Raw genomic sequence first — 22,908 nt, forward strand, 5'->3', positions numbered from 1 at the left:
TATTCCGGATAAAGTGCTTATTCTTTTTTTGAAAGGCTGAGAGCGAATTTGGCTGGTAAGATGCTTGCTGAAGTAGGCATGGTTGGAGCTGGTCTAAACGGCGTCAGTTTTTCATCTTATACACTCTTTTGGTTTATAGGACCTAAGATCATTAATGATTAATTTAGTTGTTGGGAAAACTTCAAAAAGTATCACTCTGGAATATCACTTAGTTATGTAAAGACCAGTCAGATGCAATAAGTTTCTGAACATAAATCCTTTGTTGCTGTAACTAACCGCATCACCTGGATCAATCCCTAAAAATTGACCTGACACTAATCGTTAAACTCCTTTGAAAAGATTCATCAGACTAGCTCCAATACGTGAACTAATCACCTACACAGTTCTTCAGGGACTTTCATGAGGCAGCCTTTTGAGGCGCTCGTTCTTGAGAATCCCCCGTTCGGGCGTGTACTTTCGTACAATTGACTTTGATTTAGAATTTGATCCATACTTCAGATGAACGGTTGTTCAAAAAAACATTGGAGGGATTTTTCATGCGTTTGGGAGGAAAAGTTGCGGTCATTACAGGCTCAGCATCAGGAATGGGGAAAGCAATTGCAGAATTATTTGCAAAAGAAGGCGCAAGTGTTATTGTTTCAGACCTGAACATTGAAGGAGCTGAATCGGTTGCAGCAGGAATTAAATCAGCTGGCGGAACCGCCGTCGCAGTAAAAACCAATGTTGCTGATTTAAATGATATTCATGCTATGATCGATACTGCTGTTAATGAATTCGGAACTCTCGATATTTTAGTTAACAATGCGGGCGTTATGGATAACATGGCGCCTGTAGGAGATGTGGACGACGAGACATGGGATTTTATATTCGATGTTAACACAAAAAGCGTTATGCGTTCGATTCGAAAAGTTATCCCGATCTTCCTGGATAAAGGGAATGGAGTGATTATAAATACGGCATCTACGGGCGGCTTCAGCGGCGCGCATGCGGGCGCTGCTTACACTGCCTCAAAGCATGCGGTAATCGGTATTACGAAAAACACGGGGTTCATGTATGCTCAAAAAGGTATCCGATGCAATGCCATTGCGCCAGGAGCGACAGCCACAAACATTACTTCAACGATTCATAACTTAAATGAGTTTGGCGCGTCCCGAACGAAGGTTACACAAGGCGTAATTCCTCGCGTAGGGCAGGCGGAAGAAATCGCAAAAGTAGCCCTTTTCCTGGCTTCAGACGAATCGAGCTTTGTGAACGGGGCTGTTATAGCTGCAGACGCTGGTTGGACGGCAGGCTTCTAATCCACTGTTTAACGAGCACACATGCTTCAAAATATATAATCATCGAAGTAAGATCCTTGCAAGGTTAAAGTAATATTCAATTGAAAGAGATGTAATGTCAAAAATAATGTTATAAAATGACAGGAGCGTTGACACACGATCCCGTCATTTTTTAGTTATATTTAGATATCATTATCATGTATGTGAGCTGCATATCGTTTTTCTCGTTTTTTGCGATCGAATAAGGAAACACTAGTCACCGCATGATCCCCGAGATTTGTGCGAATATTATCTGAATACATACTACAAGGATGTCGAGGGACAAGAACAAGGTCCCATTGAAAGTCGCTATTTTATCGGTACAGTTCTTGTCCCAAGCCAAGATAATCAATAAAAAACTTACAGTGAACAAACATCAGACGAGGAACATTGACATATGAAAAAAAACATTGGATTTATTGGAGTCGGTAATATTGGAAGTACGATTGCTTGTTTTGCAGTGGCTGCAGGATATGACGTTGTAGGGGATAGGGATGTAACCAATCGTAGTAAGAGGCGATTGATTACATCCCTATTTTTGGCGTGGAGAAATCAATGTGGTCATTAGTGACTTTTCTTCAGAATCATCTGAGGAAGCTCTAGCAACAATCTGTCCATCGTGAGCGGATCATCGAAATTGTACTTGTTCTCGGTAAGAATAATACGGTCGATGCTTTTCGAGTTCCAGTATGGTAACTGCATCAGTCTTCTGTATAACCGGATCGTACGGGGATCGTTATCCATGAGAATAAAATGGGTATTGGCTTCATAGCTACAGGCATGTTCCGGTCGCGTCAGTTGAAAAGGAATGCCTGCCCGGATTAGTTCCTTCACCTTCGGAGGAGGCTGCATGCCGTCAGGGTGGTATACAGTAACTGCAAATCCTTTCATGCTCATGATGTAGAGATTGCCCTCAACGATGGAAAACACAGCTGCTGTTTGCTTAACATCCATATGCTTCGCCAGGCCTATCCACATTCGTTTACTTGCAGCGCGATGCCGATAAATCCATTGTTGTGCAAGCTTCTGCCGATTCATTAGCTCTGCTGTTTGCATGATTCTTGAATAGACGTGTTCATAGCGATCGATGAGCACGGTTGGGGCAATGGATGCCAATTCTTCGATCCAATCTTGACGGAAACCAGAATGAATGATCAGGTCAGGAAGAAGCTTACGTATTTTGCCCGGTTCACCCAGTAATCCAATATCCTCAATACCATTGATGGAATCCCAGTACAGACCTCTTTTACCTATGATCTCCACATCTGCGCCTATCGGCGTGATACCCAAGGACAATAGATCACCCAGTGAATAACCAACGGCAACGATCCGTTTGTAAGGAACCTCTGGCATGAGCACGGGAGATGAGCTGACTGAAGCAGCCTCCTCGTACTGGCGGGGAGTGATCCCTTCCGTTTGTCTAAACTTGCGCGAAAAGTAACTCTCATCCTTGAATCCCACGGCTTGGGCAATCTGTGCAATCGTGTCCTCGGTCTGTAACAACAGCCGCTTGGCGTGTTTCATACGAATATCCAACACGTAGTCCAACGGTTTTTTTCCTGTAATGGACTTGAATAAGGTACTGTATTGCCATTTAGCTACACCTGCGATGCTGTACAACTGGCGGGCCGTAATGTTTTGCTGATAGTGAGATTCGATATAAGTGACGGTATGCTTCACCGCTTGAATGTTATCGGATATTTCCGTATTCCGTCGAATGTTTTCCATCAGGAACAGGAGTAATTCCTGCAACGCAATCTGCTGTTTCAATCTCGACTCTTCGGGAACGGGAGTGGGGCGCTTCAATGAGAGGTCGAGCGTTCCTGCCAAATCAAGTAACCTTGATTCGTCAGTAATGTTCATGCGCGTCTCGTACGGAATCATGGACAGTAATTCATTGGCTGGTTTCGACTCTCCAAGCCGGTATACACTGAACACGATGACGATGGCCGCCGCGGTATTCAGCTGCGTGGCGGACGATGAAGCCCCCAATGTTTCTTCGTGCGGATCGACGAATTGAATGCTGGCCTGCGCATCAGGTGCAAGCAGTAAGACATCGTTTTTTTCGGTCTGCACGAAATGCTTCCTCAAGTGTAACACACCGGATGTCGACTTAAACACGACGAGGCGATGCGCCCCAGGCGAGCTCGGGATAAGCTGTTTGCAGGACAGCCTGCGGAAAAGGCTCACGCTTTGAGGGATGTATATGTCGTATCCTTCATTCGGCAAAAAGGAAATTTCTTTTCCGTCAATTGTTGAACGTTCCATGTTGTGCTCCTTAACCAAATGTATTTTGAACCGCGGTTCCAAGCAAGACATGCATAGACAAGTCAATTGTCGCAAGCCCGGTTCTGTTTTTTGTGCTATAAAAAATCAGAAATATATCCATTGTTCAATCATACCAAACTCCTTAACATAAATTGAAGATGATTTTCATTCTCATTAATGTTTTAGGGGGCTTTACCATGCGAAAGAGAAAAATGTTCCAAGGCATACTTGTCATGCTATTTATGCTTCTGCTTGCTGTGACAGCGGCATGTTCCAAAAAAGAGGAGGCAGCACCATCTGCGTCAGCTAACGGGGAACAGGAAAGAGCTAAAGAAATAACGGTTTCATGGATGAGGGATTTGGGTCCATCTAATCCGCACGCGTACTATCCATCACAGCTGTTCTCACAATCCATGATTTACGAACCGCTGGTTGAGTACGGCGAAGGGGGAAAAATCAAGCCTCATTTGGCCACCAGTTGGGAGATTAGCGAGGACGGCAAAGAATATACTTTCCATCTTCGGGAGGACGTCCAATACTCGGACGGAACACCGTTCAACGCCGCTAGCGTCAAGCGTAACATAGACGCGATCCTGCAAAACAAGACGACGCATAGCTGGCTGGGAACGGCCAAATTGCTGGATCACCTCGAGCTTGTTGACGAGTACACCGTCAAGCTTGTCATGTCAGAGCCGTACTATCCGGTTTTGCAGGACTTAACGACCGTGCGTCCATTCCGCTTCTTGGCCGATGCAGGCTTCCCGGAAGGGGACAATACGCTGGAAAGCATTCAGTCTCCCATCGGCACGGGGCCATGGATGCTTGAAGAATACAAGCAGGATGAATACAGCGTATTCGTGAAAAACCCGAACTATTGGGGCGAACAGCCTGAACTGGACAAGATCACGGTCCGCATCATACCGGATGCCGAAACTCGGGTACTAGCCTTCGAGAAAGGCGATCTTGATCTCATTTTCGGAGAGGGTTCCATTAGCCTTGACGAATTCACGCGCCTGCAAAAGAACGATGCATTCGAAACGGAAGTATCGGGCCCGTTGGGCACGCGAAACTTAATCCTGAATACGCAGAATGAAAAGCTGACGGATATGCGAGTAAGGCTTGCATTGCATCACGGATTTGACAAGGCTGCGATGGTCAAAGGCATCACGTCTGACGTGGAACAGCCTGCGACGCAGGTGCTAACGACCGATTATCCTTACGTTAGTCAGACGTTCCCTGGATTTGCATACGATGCCTCCAAAGCAGCAGCTTATCTGGACGAGGCAGGATGGAAGGTTCCGGCATCGGGCGGTACCAGGGAAAAGGATGGCGAGAAGCTGTCGTTTGAGCTGATGTACGATACAACTGACCGCATCCAGAAAGCGATGGGCGAGACACTTCAGGCCGAATGGGCTGGACTTGGCGTTGAACTTCAGTTGACGGGACTTGAGCTGACCGAACAGACCAAACGTTTCCGTGAGGGAGACTATGACATGAACTTCTGGTTCAACTCCGGAGTGCCTTACGATCCACATACATTGGTCAATGCGGTAGCGGAGCCTACCTTTGGCGTTGCAGAGGCACATCTCAATATTGAAGGCAAGGCAGAGCTTGACGAACAGATCAGGCAAGTACTGGCTTCCGTTGACGAGAAACAGAGACAAGAGCTTTATGATCAGATTTTACAAAAAGTTCAGGAAGAATCGGTTATTATACCCCTGTCCTATATTCGTCAATATAACGTATACCAGAAAACACTGGATAACGTTTCATTTCCAGAGAGCAGATGGGATCATCCATTTAATAGCATTCACCTAAAATAAAGAAAAGGAAGGGCCACTTATGGCAGGTTATATTTTTAGAAGAGCACTGACGCTGGTTCCACTCGTGCTGTTCGCCACCTTCGTAGCTTTTGTGCTAATGAGGCTCTCTCCGGTTGATCCGGCCGAGGCGTACTTCTCGGCAGCTCATATCAAGCCTAACGAGCAAATGCTACAGGAGAAGAGGGGAGAACTGGGGCTGGACGATCCCTTTATGTCTCAGTACGTGCAATCTGCTGTTCGCATGCTACAGCTAGACCTCGGGACGTCGTACCTGTCCTCCAAGTCTGTCTGGGGAGAGATTTGGCAACGGTTGCCCGCAACGTTGCAGTTGACGGGGAGCAGTATGTTGATCGCTTTCGTAGCTGTTGTCACACTAGGGTATCTCTCGGCCGTACACGCCGGGCGGTGGGTAGATTATGCGGTGCGCATTCTTTCCTACATCGGCGCATCCTTACCGCAATTCATGCTGGGTTACTTACTGATCTATCTGTTTGCCCTCCACTGGGACTTGCTTCCCGTGGAAGGAAAGGGCACATGGCAGCATTTGATTTTACCATCATTGACTCTCTCTTTGGCACTTGTGGCAACCTATGCCCGACTGTTTCGCGAGAGTATTCTGGAGCAGATGAAGCAGGCTTACGTGGACTATGCGCATACACGAGGATTAAAGCCGCGCAGCATCATGCTCAGACATGTGGTTCGACTGGCCATCCTCCCCATCATTACCGGATTCGGTATGAATCTAGGTAGGCTTATCACAGGAACGATTGTGGTAGAACGAGTATTCTCCTGGCCCGGTTTGGGGCGGTTTTTCGTGGAATCCATTTTCAACCGCGATTTACCAGTCATTCAGGGCTATGTTTTTTTTGCTGCCTGTCTTTACTTATGTACAAGTCTCCTAACCGATCTTCTGCACATGGCTGCTGATCCGAGGCTTTCCTTGCAAGAAAGGAGCAGGTAGGAATATGAAATTGAAAAGTTTGTTTTTTGGCAAGCGGCTGGTCGTAGGCTTGTGCCTGTTCTTTTTGTGTGTTTGCGCAGTAACAGCTATCTTTGCTCCATGGATAGCTCCCCATGATCCGAATCAGATACGAATGGCTGACAAGCTCGTTCCATCCTCGGCTGAGCATTTACTGGGTACCGACCATTTGGGCAGGGATGTGTTGTCCAGACTCATCTATGGTGTCCGGATTACGTTTGGACTGGTGTTGGGTGTCTTTTCCATATCTGTGCTGGTTGGTGTATCGATTGGCATGTTATCCGGTTACGTAGGCGGTTGGCTGGATCAGCTATTAATGCGGATTTGCGACGGCATGCTTGCATTTCCGAACCTCGTCCTTGTGCTTGGCATCGTTGGTATGCTTGGACCAGGGATATATCAGGTCATTATTGCACTGCTGCTGGTACAGTGGGTGTACTATGCACGTATGACTCGGGGTCTGGTGTTGCATCTGCGTTCCGAGCCGTATTTGCTGGCTGCCCTCATTTGCGGTTCCAGCCGATTAGCGATCCTGAGAAGACACGTTTTTCCGCATATTTTCCCGCAAATTGTGGTGATCGGTACGCTAGAGATGGGGTGGGCCATCATGGATATTTCAGCTCTTTCCTTCCTGGGACTCGGCATTCAGCCGCCTACCGCGGAATGGGGAGCGATGATTAATGAAGGACGCGGCTATTTGCGCGAACACCCTTCCCTAATGCTATATCCGGGATTGTGTATTTTACTTGTAGTCACCGCGTTCAATGTACTGGGGGAGTCGCTCTCCCAACTGCTCGGCGTAAAGAAAGTGAAGGAGAGGAGCACCCGCAATGTTCGAAGAACATCACGTCAGATCGGCAACCCCTGAACCATTGCTTGCACTTCATAATGTCTGTGCCGATGTGATCGAAGACGGCGCTTCTCAACGATTGCTGCATGATGTTTCGTTTTCGTTGCAGCCTGGACGCGTCGTAGGTCTTGCAGGACAGAGTGGCAGCGGCAAAACGCTAACCTGTCGATCGATTCTTCAGCTACTCGATCCTGCCATCCGCATAAACGGCAGCATCAGACTGAGAGGTGATGAACTGAACGGCATGACTGAAGAGCAGTTACGCACCATTCGCGGAAATGATATTGGATATATTGTTCAAAATCCAATGAATGCACTGGTTTCTGTTCATACCATCGGAAGCCAGTTTGTCGAAACGATCCGCACACATGCCCGGTGTAGTAAAACGGATGCGTTGACACTGGCTGTGCAGGCACTTGAAAGTGTAAGGCTGCCTGATCCGCTGGAACTTCTCAAACGATATCCGTTCGAGCTTAGCGGAGGCATGCTGCAACGCGTGTTGATTGCGCTAACGATGTGTCTGTCACCCTCCATCGTCATTGCGGACGAGCCCACCACAGCCCTCGATACCATTAATCAATACCATGTATTGGAGGAACTAGAGAGACTGCGGATGAACCAGGACGTTGCCATCCTGCTTATTACGCATGATCTTGACGTCATCGCAGAGATGGCAGACGAGGTCATCGTGATGCATGAAGGACGGATCGTGGAACATAACGACGTATTATCCATATTCAATCGACCACAACATTCCTATACACAAGAATTGCTACGCAGTCGGTTGAATGAATGAACGGAGGGAAGAATAATGGAACTGCTAGAACTTTCTGGCGTCACTCACACGTATGATTCTGCGAACAACTCTTGGTGGAAATCGAAACAGAAGTTGCAGGGAGCTGTCGTGAAGGATATCTCCATGACGCTGGAGGCAGGACAATGCATCGGTTTGTTGGGGGGGAGCGGTGCAGGCAAGAGTACACTCGGCAAAATCATGCTTGGCTTGCAGCGCCCTCAACGGGGCTCAGTACTTGTTGATGGTAAGGATATGTATGCTTGCGACAATCGAACGAAGAAACAGTTACGGAAGCATGTACAGGCCGTATTTCAGGATTGTTATTCTTCGGTAAATCCCAAGATGACGGCAGCACAAATCATCGGGGAGCCCCTGGACAATTTCGAGCGACTAACGAATGGGGAAAAGGATTACCGCATCGGCGAAGCTTTGGACATCGTCGGACTACCTGCAAGTGCCATGAACAAGCTGCCAAGACAATTAAGCGGTGGACAACTACAGCGCATTAACATTGCACGCGCCATGATCTCCAGACCCAGCTTTATCGTGCTCGATGAAGCTGTCAGCAGCTTGGATATTGCCAACCAGGTACATATTATCGATGTTTTACGCGATTTAAAGAAACAACGGGATATGTCCTACGTATTCATCACGCACAACCTGAAGGCTGCTTTTGCACTATGTGACCGATGGACTGTATTAGATCAGGGTAGCTTATGCGGTAGCTTCTCGACGATAGCCGAGATGAAGGTATCCAGGGAACCAGCAGTTAAGCAGTTGTTAGACGCCTCATTATCCGGACATCCGGAGTTGGGTACAATTCGGAAGGATAGGCCTTTCTATGTTGACGCAGGGCAGCGTAAAGGCGCCTGGGCATGAATCGAAGCAAAGATTTGCCATACGCTCGCAACGGTGCATTTTCCCCCGTGTTGCTACGCCTATATACCCTCACTTTTTTGTTTTATAGTGCTAACGCCTTCGTTCAGATGATATTGCCTCTCTATACGCAAAGCATTGGCTATGGAAACGACAAGATCGGTATGATCGTGGGGATGTATTTGCTAGTTAGCATGCTGCTGCGACCATGGGCGGGAATCGTCGTTGAACGATTCGGGATTGCCCGCATTCTACGTTTTATTCTGGCGGGGCATCTGTTAGTTTTGCTATTGTTTGTATGGCAAGGCAACGTTTCTTACATTATTGTCCGGGGTTTGCAAGGCGCTGTCGCCGCATTCTTTTCGTTGACCGTGCAGATGGCTGTTATGGACCTGTTGCCCGAGCGTGACCGTGCTCAGGGATTATCTCTATACTTGTTGTTTGGTTTGCTACCCTCGGTTATGATGCCTGCACTGGGATGGATCGCCTGGGAAAAAGCTGGACTGAACGGATTTTACGCAGGCCTTTTGGTTTTGGGCGCATTGACGCTCATCTCGGGCTATGGAACAGGAAGAGCCACGCAGCACATCAAAGCGGCAAAGCGTCCCGCGAAGCAAACGACAACCAAGCATGAAATAGATAGAAGCGCACGATCCACGCTCTGGAACCGTCACTTCATGCTGAGCAGCCTCGTGATGATGAGCGCAACGATTGGGTTTGGCGCGGTAACGGCGTTTCTTGCCTTGTATGTGATACAGACCGGAATCGGCAATGCGGGGGTGTTTTTTGCTATTCAATCGGGCGTGATCGTGACAGCAAGATTTGCTTTCCGTAAGAATCTGCCTTCGGACGGGAACTGGCATTCCGTATATGTCGGCATGCTGTTGGTTTCGCTCACGATAGGTCTGGCACTTGTAGCTTTTGCCCCAGTAACAGGTAATGCATGGATGCTGTACGGGGGCGGTGCGATGATCGGCTATGGCATAGCTAATGTGTATCCTGTGCTTGCCGCTTACCTGAGCATCACACTCGGAAAAGAACGTCGAAAAGTATGGATGGGGTTATTTATCTCCATGTCCGATTTTGGAACCGTGATTGGTAGTCTCGTTCTAGGCCTGGTGGCAGACTCCGCCGGTTACAGAGCCATCTTCTGGATTTCTGCCAGCGTTTCTCTCTGCGTTGCCTTGTTTGTTGCCTTGAGTAGCCGCTGGATGAAGGCCCAGCCGTAAGATTAAGAGAACATACACTTACCTGATCAAGAATCGAGTTTAGCATTGGCATCGTTGAGAGATGGCAAGCTGCCAGTCATCGGTGTAAATTAGATATGGGGTAGGGCTTAAATCGTTCTTGGACGATTTAAGCCCTGTTTTGTTCGTCGGCAAATAAGTCTTGAACGTTCTTGAAGTGAATATCGCTAAGAACGCTCGATATTTTTTCTATGGATAAACGGTCCTGTTTTTGAACCCAGTAATGAATAATGCCTGTTATACCAGAGAGCAAATATTCAAGCGAAATCTCGAATCGTTCCAGGGTAGAATTTAGCTACTTTAGAGAAACTAACCATTCGTGAAGTGGAGAATTTTTTATCTTTTTTGGAGTATCAACTCGACAATACTAAGCTAACCATTAACCGTAAATTGTCCTCACTAAAATCCTTATTTGATTACTTACAGAATAAAGCTGAAATAAGTGACCTAGAGCCATATATCCAGCGCAATGTTATGGCCAAAATGGATTTAAATGTAGTTAAAGAAAGCCAAGAGACGATTGCCAATCGTATTGATGGGAAAATTCTCAGAGAAGACGATTTTGAGTCGTTTAGGTTATTTGTAGCCCATGATTACGGAAAGATTAATAAAGAGAATAAACATATTTTCAATTTCCATCAATTTAATCGTGAACGAGATACAGCCATTGTTTCCCTCATTTTAGGATCCGGTCTTAGGCTCTCTGAGGTTGCAGGCATTAACCTTGAAGATCTGGATATGAATAAAGCTTTAGTAAGTGTTATCCGTAAAGGTAATAAAGAACAATATGTGTATTTCAGCAAGCAAGCTTTACTGGATTTAGAAAATTATCTTCAGATCAGAGAATCCAGATATATTCCAGAAAGAAACGAAAGCTTTTTGTTTATAGCAGCTCCTGTTGGTCGCAAAGGAAAAAGCCGACGTTTAACGCAGAGATCCATTGAAAAACTGATTGAAAAATACACTATAGCTTTTGGAAAGCTGGCTTTAACCGTGCATTCTCTGAGACATTCATTTGCAACCCGTTATCACTTGGAGAACAATGATGTGCCTAGATTGAAAAACCAATTAGGACATTCCTCAATACAAACGACTATGATTTATACTCATTTAACTGATGAAGAAATGAGGAAAGCAGTTAATAATATGGATAAGTAATAAAGCTTAGTCATGTAATGACACAAAGTTTACCCTGTTCAAGGGGGAATGACACAAAGCTTCTCTATAGCGACTTAGTACCAGCTGTCATTGAGTGAAATAGGGGATAAACTTGTTGTCAATGTACAATTCTTTAGCACGTAAGAATCAAAATGAATATCGCTTTTTATTTGTGCAATCCAATGGAAGTCAATTACAAGATACCACTAAACTTGTTGAAAAAGAAAATATCAAGCCCTCTATAGATTCAACTTATACGTTTGGGGACATTAACAAAGCGTTGATTAAAGTGTCGACGGGTCACTCCCAAGGCAAAGTTGTTGTGACCTTCTAAATAATAATCGAGTCCCGCTTCATCCGGCATTTTGGCCATTTGCAAAATAGCTGTAACCCGCTCAGCCACTTCGATCCTTCGCTTGTGCTGTTCCGCAATCAATTCGCCCAGCGAATAAATGTTTTCCATCCATATTTGACATTTTGGGCAGCCTTTCTTTTAGTTAATTAATAGAGCAGGAACAGCGGTAAGAAAGGCAGGATACCGAGAATAATAATCGTCGTCGTTTCTAAGGCCGTCTTTTACCCGAATATGAGTCATGATACTGTAATACCCAAAAGGAGTGCGCCGGCTGCGGCAAAGCCGCTTTTCCAGAATCCCGCGTCTGTTAATTCTACAGAAACATGGCTGCCAATAATCCTTGTATAATCCATATTGTAATTGTCATTTTTCTCCTTATTTATTAAAAACAATCGGCATTTTTTTGTATATAGGCAGATTTACAAACAAAATCGTACAAGCATTTCGCAACGTTTTCCCGAGATACATTCATGCCTGACTTCGTATCACCGAACGAAATTCCATAGCTCTTGCCGTCTTGTTTGATATTCGGATTGATAATGCGTACGACAGTCCATTCTATGTTTGATTTGTGAACGGTCTTCTTTTGCTTTCACGGTAGGCGTCCCCAGTGTGACAAAACGTTTTTTATTTAAAGCCTGCATGGTTTGAATGATGGTTTCATGAGCCCGGGGATCGACAAATCCTTCACTTTTCTGGATTTATCCTGCGCCGGTCCAAGCGCGCTGATCACGGCGTCTGAATTTGTAAACGCATCTTTCATTTTGCGGTGGTCATCCAGGCTACCGACAACCACTTGTAAATTCGGGTGATTTTCAGGCAGAGCATCCGCTCTTCTTACATAAGCCACTACCTGGTCGCCGTGTGTTAAAGCTTCTTTTACGACCAACTTTCCTATAGCGCCGTTGGCGCCAAAAATTGTAATTATCATAACGTAGCCTCGTCTTTCATACATCTATTATTTCTACAACACTTGTTGTATAGTTATATTGTAAGTACTGGTAGCTACTGTTCAACCGATAAAATTACGTTTTTATCGGATATACGACATATGCAGTGAAATGTCTAAAAAGTGGAGATGAGATGACGGAAAACAGGCTCGATCCACGTTTTGTACGTACACGCAGATTAATTATGGATGCATTTCTTCTCCTCTCAACGAAAAAGGATTTTAAGAATATCAGTATTAAAGACATTACATCAGAAGCAACGATCAACCGTGCCACCTTTTACTATCATTTTATGGATAAATACGATCTGCTCGAAAAAACACTGGAAGAACATCTAATGACGAACGTAATGAGAGAAATTTCAATACATGACCAGCTCAATGAAACGACGCTTGCCAGTGTATTTATGTCGGTTACTCAATTTCAATCTTCGCTGGCTTCCCAATGTCGAAAAAGCTTTGAATCATTTACTTCTGTAATAGAAGCGATAATTAAGAAAGAACTTGAGCAAGTATTTTTCGAGATGATGATGAATCAGAATGCAGGAGTCCGTGAGGAATCCGTTCGAATTGCATCTGTAATGTTAAGCTGGAGCATTTACGGGGCGGCCGTTAACTGGCAATATAACGATACAAGGCCAGCTGAAGAATATATCCAATTGGTGATACCTTATCTTTCTCAAGGGCTGAAATTTTTTATTGAGGAAGGTGTACGTTAGTTGTTCAATCAGACAAAGTAACGCTCTCTCTAAGAGAGATCTTCTTATGCCGAACAGTCTTTATTAAAGGGGAACTTAATCTAGGGACATATAGTCAACAAACAGGTCATTATGCTAACTGGGTACGTTAGTTAATAAAGCAGCGGCAGTCTAGTAGTCTTGTTCTACAACAGTGCAACAGGGGTTCCGTTCATCACGACCTACACGCGGCTAGAGGTGATCCACTGGCAGATTTGTATGAGTAAATAGCCGCCGAAGAAAAGGCCCAAGCTACATACCAGTGGCTGATTGACAAGACGGATGATGTGGATCTGTAAGACAGCCTCAAGTTTCTGCGGGATCGGGAGATTGTGCATGCGCTGCGGTTTAAGGAGTCGGTGCAGATTATTATTGAATATACGGGAAAGAAAAAGGTATATATTCTTTAGCAGAACGAATTGAGAATATTTAAAGCTTATTATCAGTTCCAATTCAGTTTAAATAACCAATAATAACTAAACAGAGAAAAGGTGTGTTCATATGAGTACAGCAAATCGCGGAATCCACATTGGTCCTCCCCGTTTTAAAATAGCCGTTCATTCTGTCGTATGGCTAGCAAAAAGTAACAGCGTTTTATCTAGTGCAATGATTGCGAGTCAAGTTAAATCGCATGCTACATTCATGAGAAGAGTCATGCAGTCTTTAACCATTGCAGGTATCGTGGAGTCAAAAGGTGGACGTGAGGGGGGCTACATTTTACGAAAAGCTCCCAGTCTAATTACTTTAGGTGATATTTATTATGCAGTAAATACGGATATATCAGAATCTGATTTTGATATCGATTGTGGAGATGCCGCTAAACAGCTTGATCTTGAATTGGAAAAAATTCTGTATGAAACTGAACAGCACACTATAAAATATTTGAGTCAGTTTACAATCGATGATGTCGCTAACCGTATAGATTTACTTTAATTAGTAAAAAAAATAAAAAAACAGGCATAAATTTGTAATGTGCTGTTTCAAAGATGCATCTCAAAAGCTTTAACCAATGATGCTGCCTTAGTGGTTAAGAGTTAAAGATGTCGCCATATTGGCGACTTTTTATTTTCTTGCTGGATTTTGTTATAACAGTACACTGATCGCTCATCCCCACAATTGCGCATACTTGCAACTATTGTATATAGAGAACAGCACTGGTATGGTAATACCTGTTAAAGTATTAAAGGATACTACCAGAATAGACCCGTTCCCAATATCTTTTAGATAGTCATATAAATTTTGATGGTAAGTTCAATCAATAGACGAAAGTAAGTTATTTAAAACCCTAGTTGTAAGAAAAATGTTTAAAAGTATACCTTCTCATCGATCACGGTTAGTCATCTATAGATGTATTCAGATGATAGATATATATGGTTACGAATACTGTGAAAGGGCTCCCCCTCAAAACGCCATTGCTCCTACTGACCAAACAATCAGGTGTCACTCCTGTACTACAACGTTATAAAGCATATTTTGTAACCTAACATTCGTACAGAAATAGAACTTGAGATTAAGGAATAAATGAATTATAATGTGCTCATCGCAGTTGCATTTAAAAGTCTTAAATGTGCTTAAAAAAGGCACAATATGAAATGGACTGAGATAAATATCTTACTATAAGGGAGAAATTACTATGTCCAATGTACTTTTTATTAAAGCGAATGATCGTCCAGCAGATCAAGCAGTAAGTGTTCAGATGTATGAGACTTTTCTCAAGACTTATAAAGATACCCATTCGTCTGATGTAATTACTGAACTTGATTTGTTCGTAGAGAACCTTCCTACTTATGGGAATACTGTGATCACAGGCATCTATAAATTAAGTCAAGGTTATGAACTTACGGCAGAAGAGTTGGAAGCCACAACAACGTCCAATCGTTATCTGGATCAATTCCTTGCCGCAGATAAAGTAGTCATTGCCTTTCCACTCTGGAACACCATGGCACCTGCACCGTTGGTCAACTACATCGCTCATATCTCCCAGGTTGGCAAAACATTTAAATTTACTGCTGAAGGTCCTGTTGGTCTTGCCGGTGATAAAAAAATCGCATTGCTAAGCGCACGTGGAGGAATGTACTCGATAGAGCCGATGGCATCCTTCGAATCAGCGGTTAAACCAGTGAAGATGAATCTTGGCCTTTTCGGAATTCAAACTACCGATGTTATTATTGAAGGACATAATCAGTACAAGGATCGTGCAGAAGTGATTGTAAAAGAAGGACTTCAAGAAGTGGCCAAAGTAGCATCAACGTTCTAAGACACTTTCCAGAAGGGCTTTACCTGTTTGGCACCAGCGGCTCTATTGGGCAAATGTTGATACGGCAAGCACTTGAGAAATGTGCTCTTGTAAGGCCTATATACGCAAATCTGCAAGCCTATTCTAGAAGATAAGAAATATAATTTTGCAAACACTATTTAAACGTAAAGGCAGCCGATTATCGGCTGCCTTTACAAATTTAACGTGATCTCTTCGATAAATTGGCAAATGGGACTAAAGAAACGGTGGGCACGTAACTTTTAATAACGCTATTCGTGTCTTTCGGAGGAAATTTAGGATTAACCACTAAAACAAGAAGGATAGAGATGAATATGAACAGATGTAGAGGACAAGGACGTATATCTAATGGAATCCACACTGGCGCTTCAGCCCGGCAGGGAAGATAAAAAGCTTTTATAAAGGCCGTGGGCATTTGTAGTCATGAAAAGGGCAAGCTCGAGGAGCAAATCATTTTTCTGACGGATGTACTGGAGAGAACGCTTGAGCAAGCATAGGCATATTTCCGGAACAAAAATTGATACAGATTTTAACCGTTCTCTCTAATGATAATTTTCATCACAAGCCTTGTTTTTTTAGATCCGCATACAACTGACAATAGAGCTTCATTAAAGCGACGACATTCTTTAGGAAGCATGAAAACAGTCAGCAAAAAAAGCGTTTCAAACATAATTGAAACGTTTCCATCTTAGTGTTATTATAATTTTCATAAAGAGAGATAGGGGGAGGGAGATGCCAAGTATTAAAGATGTAGCTAACATAGCTGGCGTAGCTGTGGGAACGGTGTCCCGCGTTATTAACAACTCGGGCTCTGTAAAACCAGAAACACGCAGGAAAGTGGAGAAAGCTATACAAGAACTGAATTATTTTCCTAATGAAGTCGCTCGAAATTTCAAGATGAGGAAATCCAAGATGGTAGCCTTGCTGCTTCCAAGTATCTGGCATCCTTTTTTTTCTGAACTGGCTTATTACATTGAGGATGAGTTGGATAGGGAAGGCTTTAAGCTCATGTTATGTAATAGCGGCGGCAAGCCCGAAAAGGAACTATATTATCTGGATATGCTACGGCAAAACAAAGTGGCTGGTATTGTCGGCATTACTTACAATGATATAGAGAATAGCGTAAGCAATGACATTCCGATTGTAAGTATTGATAGGCACTTCAACAAAAAAATTACCTGTGTGACCTCCGATAATTATGAGGGAGGGCGTCTGGCTTTGAGGGAGCTTGTTAAAGCGGGAGCCCAGAAACCGGCTTTTATGGGAAGCGTCACTTCCGTTTTCAGTGAAACCATGAATCGGAGAAAAGGTTTCATTCATGAAGCGCAAACATTGGGAGTCGATTATGTAATCTACGAGAAGCCCGACCCTATAGTGGACGACGATGCCTATTTTAACGAGTTCCTAAATGAGCACCGCGATGTGGACGGCATTTTTGCTATTACCGATATGTTAGCCGCCAGCTATATAGAAAGAGCACGCAGGGAGGGCATTCGCGTTCCAGAGGATGTAAAGGTTATCGGCTACGACGGGATTCAGGATCATCCTTATTTTCATCCGATATTGTCTACAATCAGGCAGCCAGTGGAGGAGATGGCACGTATGACAATCAGATTACTTTATAAGAAAATCGAAGGTGAAACTTTAGATCAGCAAGTGTATCGTCTCCCCGTTGTCTTCAAGCAAGGCGAAACTACATGATTTTATTGAAAAATATTAGCCTCATTCTTTCGATTCATAGTGTGGATCTACTAACTGACGTTTTTCTTACAGCAAATTGGAAACGTTTCAAAAGTGAAAACATCCTAGTTCAAGAAAGGGGGTGCAATGGTGAATTCAAGAACTAGCGAGTCGGATCAAGCTTTCCAGAGACGTTGCCTGTCTTGCTGCATCGCCACTATCTTTAACCATTCAAACTTCAAACTTTTTTCTTTTGGCAGAAGAAAGATATCTTAGTTCTTCCCGATATTTCGCCACGGTTCTGCGTGATAAATGCAAACCTTCCTTTCCCAGCAGGGTAGTAATAGCCTGATCCGATAACGGTTTTTGCTTGTCCTCATCATCTATCAAATTTTTGATACGCTTTTTTGCACTCTCCGATGAAGCAGCATCTCCGTCCGCTGACGTCAAGGAGGAAGTAAAGAAGAATTTGAGTTCGAACAATCCGCGAGGCGTCTGTATAAATTTATTACTGACCGCCCTGCTGACCGTGGATTCGTGTAAGCCCGTCTTTTCGGCAATCTCCTTTTGGGTGATTGGTTTGAGGAAATACACGCCATGCTCAAAAAAATCCTGTTGCTTTTCCACAATGGCCTTGGCAACCCGTAGAAGGGTCAGCCGACGTTGCTTCAGGCTATTGATCAGCCATTTTGCCGTATTCATCTTCTCATGGATAAAAAGTTTGGTTTCACTATTCGGTAGATCCCGCATCATTTGCTGGTAAAAAGGGTTGATCTCAACCCGCGGCGCACTAATGTCATTAATCAGGACAAGATATTCGCCGTTGGCTTTTTCGACCGTGATATCTGCTATGATGTATTGCTGCTCTTTATGAGCAAATGCTGCGCCCGGGCATGGATTTAGCTTGCGAATTCGATCGGCCATCTGTATAACCTCTCGCCTACCGATTTCAAGAGCATCCGCAATTTTTTGTATCCGATTGTTTGCCAGATCAGCCAGATGGTTGCTTACCATTCTGACTATGCATTCATCATCCATGCCAGCAAGCTGGAGCTGGAGAAGAAGACACTCTTCCAAGCTGTAAGAGGCGATCCCCGGTGGATCAAAACTCTGTATCACCAAGAGCATATCCTCAATTTCGGCTATGGGAACGTCCACTAGTGAGGCGACTGTTGGAACATCAAGTTCTAAATATCCCATTTCGTTCAAATTGCCAATGAGGTACCGTGCCACCATACGCTGTGAATTTGTAAGCCCACATACCAGTCCAAGCTGCCTGTTCAGGTGTTCAAACAGGGTATCATTCGGGTTGGGGACAAAGTCCAGAAATGTAACGGGGGTTGCTCGCTGGACCGATGGATATTTTTCTCCGCCACGATAATGTTCAATCAGCTCTCCTTGATCTTTCTGTGAAAACTGCTCTGCTTCTTCTTTGATACCGCCAATGGACATATTAAACTCCGGCAAATCAATGACTGGATTATTGTTCGCCTGTTCATGCAGAAAGGATATTAAATCAGCCGAAGAATATTGCAAGATCGTGATTGCTTGTCGCAGTTCGGGCGTCATAACCAGCTTGAATCCTTGTTCCTGTTGTAATCCATATCGTATCATTGACTTATTCAAACTCCTTTTCCATACATTTCCGGCACAAATTCACAGTCAGTCATTTATGAAAGATCTACTTCTCTAAGCCTATGCAATTCTCCTGCCTAGATGTTAACGTTACCGAGTAATTTTATCTGATAGAAACGATTCAAAACAAGCCAAAGCTTGTCGTAATAAGTAACAGTTATTATGTGTGTTGTATTTTTGGTTATATACACTATCTTTCTTGTATACTCATTCATTGAATAACAAAATACACTGGAGCTGGAGGAATCATTTATGGAAACTTATAAAATTGTCTGCATTGATATTGACGGGACGCTGCTTAACTCGGCGCATCAAATCACGAAAGCAACCAAAGAAACCATTCTCCAGGTTATAAATGATAAGCAGATTCCAGTGGTTCTTGTCTCTGCGCGAATGCCAAAAGCAATTATTCCATTGCAGAAGCATCTTGGTATTTCGGAGCCTCTCATATGCTACAGTGGGGCACTTGTTATAGATAAACACGGGAACAAGCTGAACACCCGTTATATAGATAAGAAAATGACACAGCGTTTGCTTGACAGCCTGGCTGCCTATGATCTTCACGTAAGCCTGTATAAGGATGATGAGTGGTATATTGAGCAATTGGATGCATGGGCGCTTCAAGAACGTGACATCACCAATATCGAGCCTCGCATTTATAGTTTTTCTAAGCTTACCAATGGTTGGAGGGAAGAGACTGATGGAACCAGTAAAATTTTGTGCATGGGTGATCCCGAAGAGATCAGACGCGTCCTTCAAGTATTGCGACCCGTATACGGCGAAGAAGTAAATCTCTACTTATCCAAGCCTACTTATCTGGAAATCATGTCAAAAAAGGCTTCCAAAACCGCAGCCATTCAAATTCTGCTAAAAGAGTACCAACTGAAACAAAGCGATTGTCTGGCTATTGGTGACAACTACAATGATATCGACATGCTGGCCTTTGCGGGACTTGGCATTGCCATGGAAAATGCTCCCCTTGAGGTCAAAGCTGTTGCCAACACCGTTACTCTCTCGAATGACGAGGATGGAGTAGCTCATGCGCTGAAAAACCATATTCTGTTCCCTAAATAAGCAGGTTGAAATCAATTTCCAATGACTGATTCAGGCTGGAGGAATACAGGTGAAAAGAATAGATAAGATTTTAGAGTATATTGCCGAAAGCACCAAGAAAATTTCCAAAGAGGCTTTATTTGCGGGGGAAGGGATTACGGCTGCGGAAATTGCTGATGATCAAAAGATGTTGAGAAACAATGTGAGCAAAGAGTTGAATAATCTGCTGCGTGACGATCTAATCCTTAAAATCAAAGGAAGACCGGTCAGATTTCTGCACAAGCAGATTATCGAGGACACCTTTCGGGTTCGGCTGAAAGAGAAACAAATTGAGGTCAAAAGCATCAAAGAGGTATTGCTGCCTGACGAACAGGTCGATCCGTTCCATGCCTTGATCGGTTTCAGGGGCAGCATGCGTAACCAGGTTGAGCAGGGGAAGGCAGCGATTCTGTATCCTCCTAGAGGTCTGCATACCCTGATAGTCGGGCAGACGGGTGTTGGAAAAACTATGTTTGCCAGGTTGATGTACCATTATGGCAAGTATATGAAGCGGTTTTCAGAGCATGCGCCATTTATCGTTTTTAACTGCGCTGATTATTTCAATAACCCCCACTTGCTACTTTCCCACATCTTTGGTCACGTTAAAGGGGCGTTTACAGGCGCTGATCATGAAAAGGCAGGGCTAGTGGAGAAAGCTGACGGAGGCATCCTGTTTTTGGATGAGATTCACCGTTTACCCCCGGAAGGCCAGGAAATGATTTTCTATTTCATGGATACTCACACCTATAACAAATTGGGCGAAACGGATCGAAAAAGAGACGCGAGTGTATTATTGATTGGAGCTACGACGGAGGATCCCGGATCATCCATGCTGAAAACCTTCATTAGGCGCATACCCATCACAATCAATATCCCTTCCCTTCAGGAACGTGCTATTGAGGAGCAAATGCTGATTTTGAAGCATTTGTTTGCTAACGAGGCCAATAGGGTAAACAAGCCGATTAGGATTGAACCAGAGGTAGTAAGAGCACTGATCGGCAGCGTCACCTACGGCAATATCGGCCAGTTAAAGTCGAACATCCAGCTGGTATGCGCTAAAGGTTTTTTAAACAGCATACATGAAAACAAAGAAGAAATAGGACTTGATTTTAAAAACCTGCCGGGAAATATCCGAGATGGTTTGTTTAATATTGATAAAACGCAATATAAGATGAAGGAAATCGGATGTATTTCCTCGTGCCTATACATTACTCCTGAAGGAAGAAAAGCTTTGGATGAAGAGGTTGTTTCCGAGCTGCCGTTTAACCTTTACAAACTAATTGAAGACAAGATTGGCATGCTGAAGGAAGAAGGGCTAGACGACGCCTACATCCACAGATTTATTGCTACGGATGTCAATATCCATATTAAAAGCTTTTATAACCGTTTTTATAACACCAAGGGGAGCAGGGAACGAATTCTGAAAATTGTGGACAAAGACATCCTTGAATTCTCCGAGCAGATTAAGGAAATGGCCAAAAAGGAACTAAACCGAATTTACAGCGAGAGATTCGTGTATGCTTTCAGTCTTCATTTAAGCGCCTTTTTCAAGCGCACCAGAGAGAAAAAATACGGTGATGCACGAATCTATGAACCGATGAATGAACATGATGAAGAGTACAGACTGGCCCAGACTATCAAAAGTTTGATCGAGTCTAAGTTTGGTGTACATGTACCGGAGGCCGAAATAACTTATATGGCGATTCTTCTGAAATCTGTTGAGGAAGAACGACAGGGTAGTGTGGGAATTATTGTGGCAGCACACGGTACCAGTACAGCGAGCAGCATCGTCGGCGTCGTAGACAGCTTGCTGGGCAGTTCTAATCTTTGTGCTGTTGATATGCCTCTCGATGTCAGTCCTAGGGAAATTTTGGAGCTTATTATCGATAAAGTAAAGAGCATTGACCGTGGTAGAGGCGTGTTGCTGCTGGTTGATATGGGCTCTTTGCTCAATCTTGAAGAAACTATTATGGAACGTGTTGGAATCAATGTAAAGACTATTGATATGGTTTCAACTCCGCTCACGCTGGAGGCTGTCCGAAAGGCCAGTGTTTTTGACATGGGGATAGAGGAAATATACCAATCGCTAAAGGATTTCAGGGGATATAACAATAGCAGCGCCGCAGTGAAAGTAGTGCATAAGGCAATTGTGACGGTTTGCTCTTCCGGCAAAGGTGCAGCGGTCAAATTGAAAGAGTTTGTAGAGAAAATTGTCTGCGATTTGACGGATGAGGAAATACTTGTTGTCCCGGCAAACGTAAGGGAGTTGGATAAAGTGGTCCAGGATATGCGGTCTAAGCGAACAATTCTTGCCGTGATTGGAGTAAAACGGCCAAGCGAGCCGGAAATCCCGTTTATTCCTTTGGAAAAGCTGATTGAAGCGAGCGGTGAGCAAACATTGAGAGATCTACTGCTGAATAACAAACAGATCCCTGCTGTGGATCAAAGTGTAGTCGTCAGGGAGTTATGCGAGGAAAGTCTGAAAGAATTTATGACGTATTTGAATCCCCACAAAATTCTGGGAATGGTGATGAGATTTGTGCAAGAGCTGGAACTTGGATTAGAAGTCAAATTTGATTATGCAACAAAAGTCCAAATTTCTACTCACACAGCTTATGCGCTGGAACGTATGGTTATTCGCGATGGACTTGTTTATCAGGGGGAAGTGAAACAGCTCGACCAGCACATATTCGAGGTGGTAAACCGTTCATGCAGCATATTTGTTTCTGGTATGAATCTTACTCTTTCTGATGACGAAAAATATTATATTTGCGAAATGTTGAGCGAAGTATATAACTTTATTCCACAGTAATGGCCAAAGAGTATAAAACGCTTTCATATGTGTATGAAAGCAGTGGAGATTGATAAATAA

19 protein-coding genes and 2 pseudogenes are annotated in these 22,908 nt (G+C 44.0%); 17 read left to right on the top strand and 4 right to left on the bottom strand.

Annotated elements, in window-relative coordinates:
* Nucleotides 1–536: 536 nt before the first annotated feature.
* Together BM358_RS10695 and BM358_RS27145 are read left to right on the top strand one after the other, a co-directional pair.
* Nucleotides 537–1,298, top strand: a complete 762-nt coding sequence (locus BM358_RS10695) for an SDR family oxidoreductase (protein WP_028541265.1) — start codon at nt 537–539, stop codon at nt 1,296–1,298.
* Nucleotides 1,299–1,713: 415 nt separating this feature from the next.
* A complete protein-coding gene (locus BM358_RS27145; protein ID WP_371263070.1) occupies nt 1,714–1,884 on the top strand; it encodes an NAD(P)-binding domain-containing protein in 171 nt (56 codons plus the stop codon).
* On the opposite strand, the gene BM358_RS10700 is transcribed toward BM358_RS27145, so the two are convergent.
* The gene (locus BM358_RS10700; protein ID WP_028541264.1) at nt 1,881–3,584 is read right to left on the bottom strand and encodes a helix-turn-helix domain-containing protein; all 1,704 of its coding nucleotides are present in this window, start codon (nt 3,582–3,584) and stop codon (nt 1,881–1,883) included. The genes BM358_RS27145 and BM358_RS10700 overlap by 4 nt on opposite strands.
* A gap of 197 nt (nt 3,585–3,781) precedes the next feature.
* Between BM358_RS10700 and nikA the strand changes: the two genes are divergently transcribed.
* The 8 genes and pseudogenes from nikA (at nt 3,782) to BM358_RS10740 (ending at nt 11,647) form a co-directional block, all read left to right on the top strand.
* Nucleotides 3,782–5,407 (top strand): nickel ABC transporter substrate-binding protein, encoded by a 1,626-nt coding sequence (gene nikA / locus BM358_RS10705; protein WP_028541263.1) that lies wholly within the window; start codon nt 3,782–3,784, stop codon nt 5,405–5,407.
* Between the two features lie 19 nt (nt 5,408–5,426).
* A complete protein-coding gene (locus BM358_RS10710) occupies nt 5,427–6,368 on the top strand; it encodes an ABC transporter permease subunit (RefSeq protein ID WP_025722474.1) in 942 nt (313 codons plus the stop codon).
* Nucleotides 6,369–6,372: 4 nt separating this feature from the next.
* Nucleotides 6,373–7,254, top strand: coding sequence for a nickel transporter permease (nikC, locus tag BM358_RS10715; RefSeq protein WP_023988651.1), 882 nt, complete (start codon nt 6,373–6,375; stop codon nt 7,252–7,254).
* Complete coding sequence (locus BM358_RS10720) at nt 7,217–8,032, top strand: ABC transporter ATP-binding protein (RefSeq protein WP_048481501.1); 816 nt, start codon at nt 7,217–7,219, stop codon at nt 8,030–8,032. Before nikC ends, BM358_RS10720 begins: the two co-directional genes overlap by 38 nt.
* Before the next feature lie 15 nt (nt 8,033–8,047).
* Entirely contained in the window at nt 8,048–8,911 is an 864-nt protein-coding gene (locus tag BM358_RS10725) for an ATP-binding cassette domain-containing protein (RefSeq protein ID WP_049828393.1), read from the top strand.
* Complete coding sequence (locus tag BM358_RS10730) at nt 8,908–10,137, top strand: staphylopine family metallophore export MFS transporter CntE (RefSeq protein WP_049828392.1); 1,230 nt, start codon at nt 8,908–8,910, stop codon at nt 10,135–10,137. Before BM358_RS10725 ends, BM358_RS10730 begins: the two co-directional genes overlap by 4 nt.
* Nucleotides 10,138–10,446: 309 nt before the next feature.
* Nucleotides 10,447–11,313: pseudogene (gene xerS / locus BM358_RS10735) on the top strand (tyrosine recombinase XerS); the annotation flags it as partial.
* Between the two features lie 121 nt (nt 11,314–11,434).
* Nucleotides 11,435–11,647 (top strand): zinc-binding dehydrogenase, encoded by a 213-nt coding sequence (locus tag BM358_RS10740; protein ID WP_023988655.1) that lies wholly within the window; start codon nt 11,435–11,437, stop codon nt 11,645–11,647.
* Here the strand turns inward: BM358_RS10740 and BM358_RS26440 are convergent.
* Complete coding sequence (locus BM358_RS26440) at nt 11,561–11,776, bottom strand: hypothetical protein (protein WP_028541262.1); 216 nt, start codon at nt 11,774–11,776, stop codon at nt 11,561–11,563. The two genes, BM358_RS10740 and BM358_RS26440, sit on opposite strands and share 87 nt — an antisense overlap.
* 523 nt (nt 11,777–12,299) lie before the next feature.
* Entirely contained in the window at nt 12,300–12,599 is a 300-nt protein-coding gene (locus BM358_RS10745) for an NAD(P)-dependent oxidoreductase (protein WP_049828391.1), read from the bottom strand.
* A 152-nt stretch (nt 12,600–12,751) separates the two neighbouring features.
* On the opposite strand from BM358_RS10745, the gene BM358_RS10750 reads away from it, so the two are divergent.
* From BM358_RS10750 to BM358_RS10770, 5 genes and pseudogenes are all read left to right on the top strand, one after another.
* Nucleotides 12,752–13,336 (top strand): TetR/AcrR family transcriptional regulator, encoded by a 585-nt coding sequence (locus BM358_RS10750; RefSeq protein ID WP_028541261.1) that lies wholly within the window; start codon nt 12,752–12,754, stop codon nt 13,334–13,336.
* A 159-nt stretch (nt 13,337–13,495) separates the two neighbouring features.
* Nucleotides 13,496–13,764, top strand: a pseudogene (locus BM358_RS26795) (manganese catalase family protein); the annotation flags it as partial.
* A 91-nt stretch (nt 13,765–13,855) separates the two neighbouring features.
* Complete coding sequence (locus BM358_RS10760) at nt 13,856–14,287, top strand: RrF2 family transcriptional regulator (protein WP_023988659.1); 432 nt, start codon at nt 13,856–13,858, stop codon at nt 14,285–14,287.
* Between the two features lie 673 nt (nt 14,288–14,960).
* Nucleotides 14,961–15,611, top strand: a complete 651-nt coding sequence (locus BM358_RS10765) for an FMN-dependent NADH-azoreductase (RefSeq protein WP_305953850.1) — start codon at nt 14,961–14,963, stop codon at nt 15,609–15,611.
* Between the two features lie 750 nt (nt 15,612–16,361).
* Nucleotides 16,362–17,330, top strand: coding sequence for a LacI family DNA-binding transcriptional regulator (locus BM358_RS10770; protein ID WP_023988661.1), 969 nt, complete (start codon nt 16,362–16,364; stop codon nt 17,328–17,330).
* A 210-nt stretch (nt 17,331–17,540) separates the two neighbouring features.
* On the opposite strand, the gene rpoN is transcribed toward BM358_RS10770, so the two are convergent.
* Complete coding sequence (gene rpoN, locus BM358_RS10775) at nt 17,541–18,923, bottom strand: RNA polymerase factor sigma-54 (protein WP_049828390.1); 1,383 nt, start codon at nt 18,921–18,923, stop codon at nt 17,541–17,543.
* Between the two features lie 273 nt (nt 18,924–19,196).
* On the opposite strand from rpoN, the gene BM358_RS10780 reads away from it, so the two are divergent.
* Together BM358_RS10780 and BM358_RS10785 are read left to right on the top strand one after the other, a co-directional pair.
* Nucleotides 19,197–20,018 carry a Cof-type HAD-IIB family hydrolase gene (locus BM358_RS10780; RefSeq protein ID WP_028541258.1) on the top strand — a complete coding sequence of 274 codons (822 nt, stop codon included), beginning with the start codon at nt 19,197–19,199 and terminating at the stop codon, nt 20,016–20,018.
* A 49-nt stretch (nt 20,019–20,067) separates the two neighbouring features.
* Nucleotides 20,068–22,848 (top strand): sigma-54-dependent transcriptional regulator, encoded by a 2,781-nt coding sequence (locus BM358_RS10785; protein WP_028541257.1) that lies wholly within the window; start codon nt 20,068–20,070, stop codon nt 22,846–22,848.
* Nucleotides 22,849–22,908 lie beyond the last annotated feature (60 nt).

It is taken from the genome of Paenibacillus sp. cl130 (assembly GCF_900116035.1).
In the GTDB taxonomy this organism is placed as follows: Bacteria; Bacillota; Bacilli; order Paenibacillales; family Paenibacillaceae; genus Paenibacillus; species Paenibacillus polymyxa_B.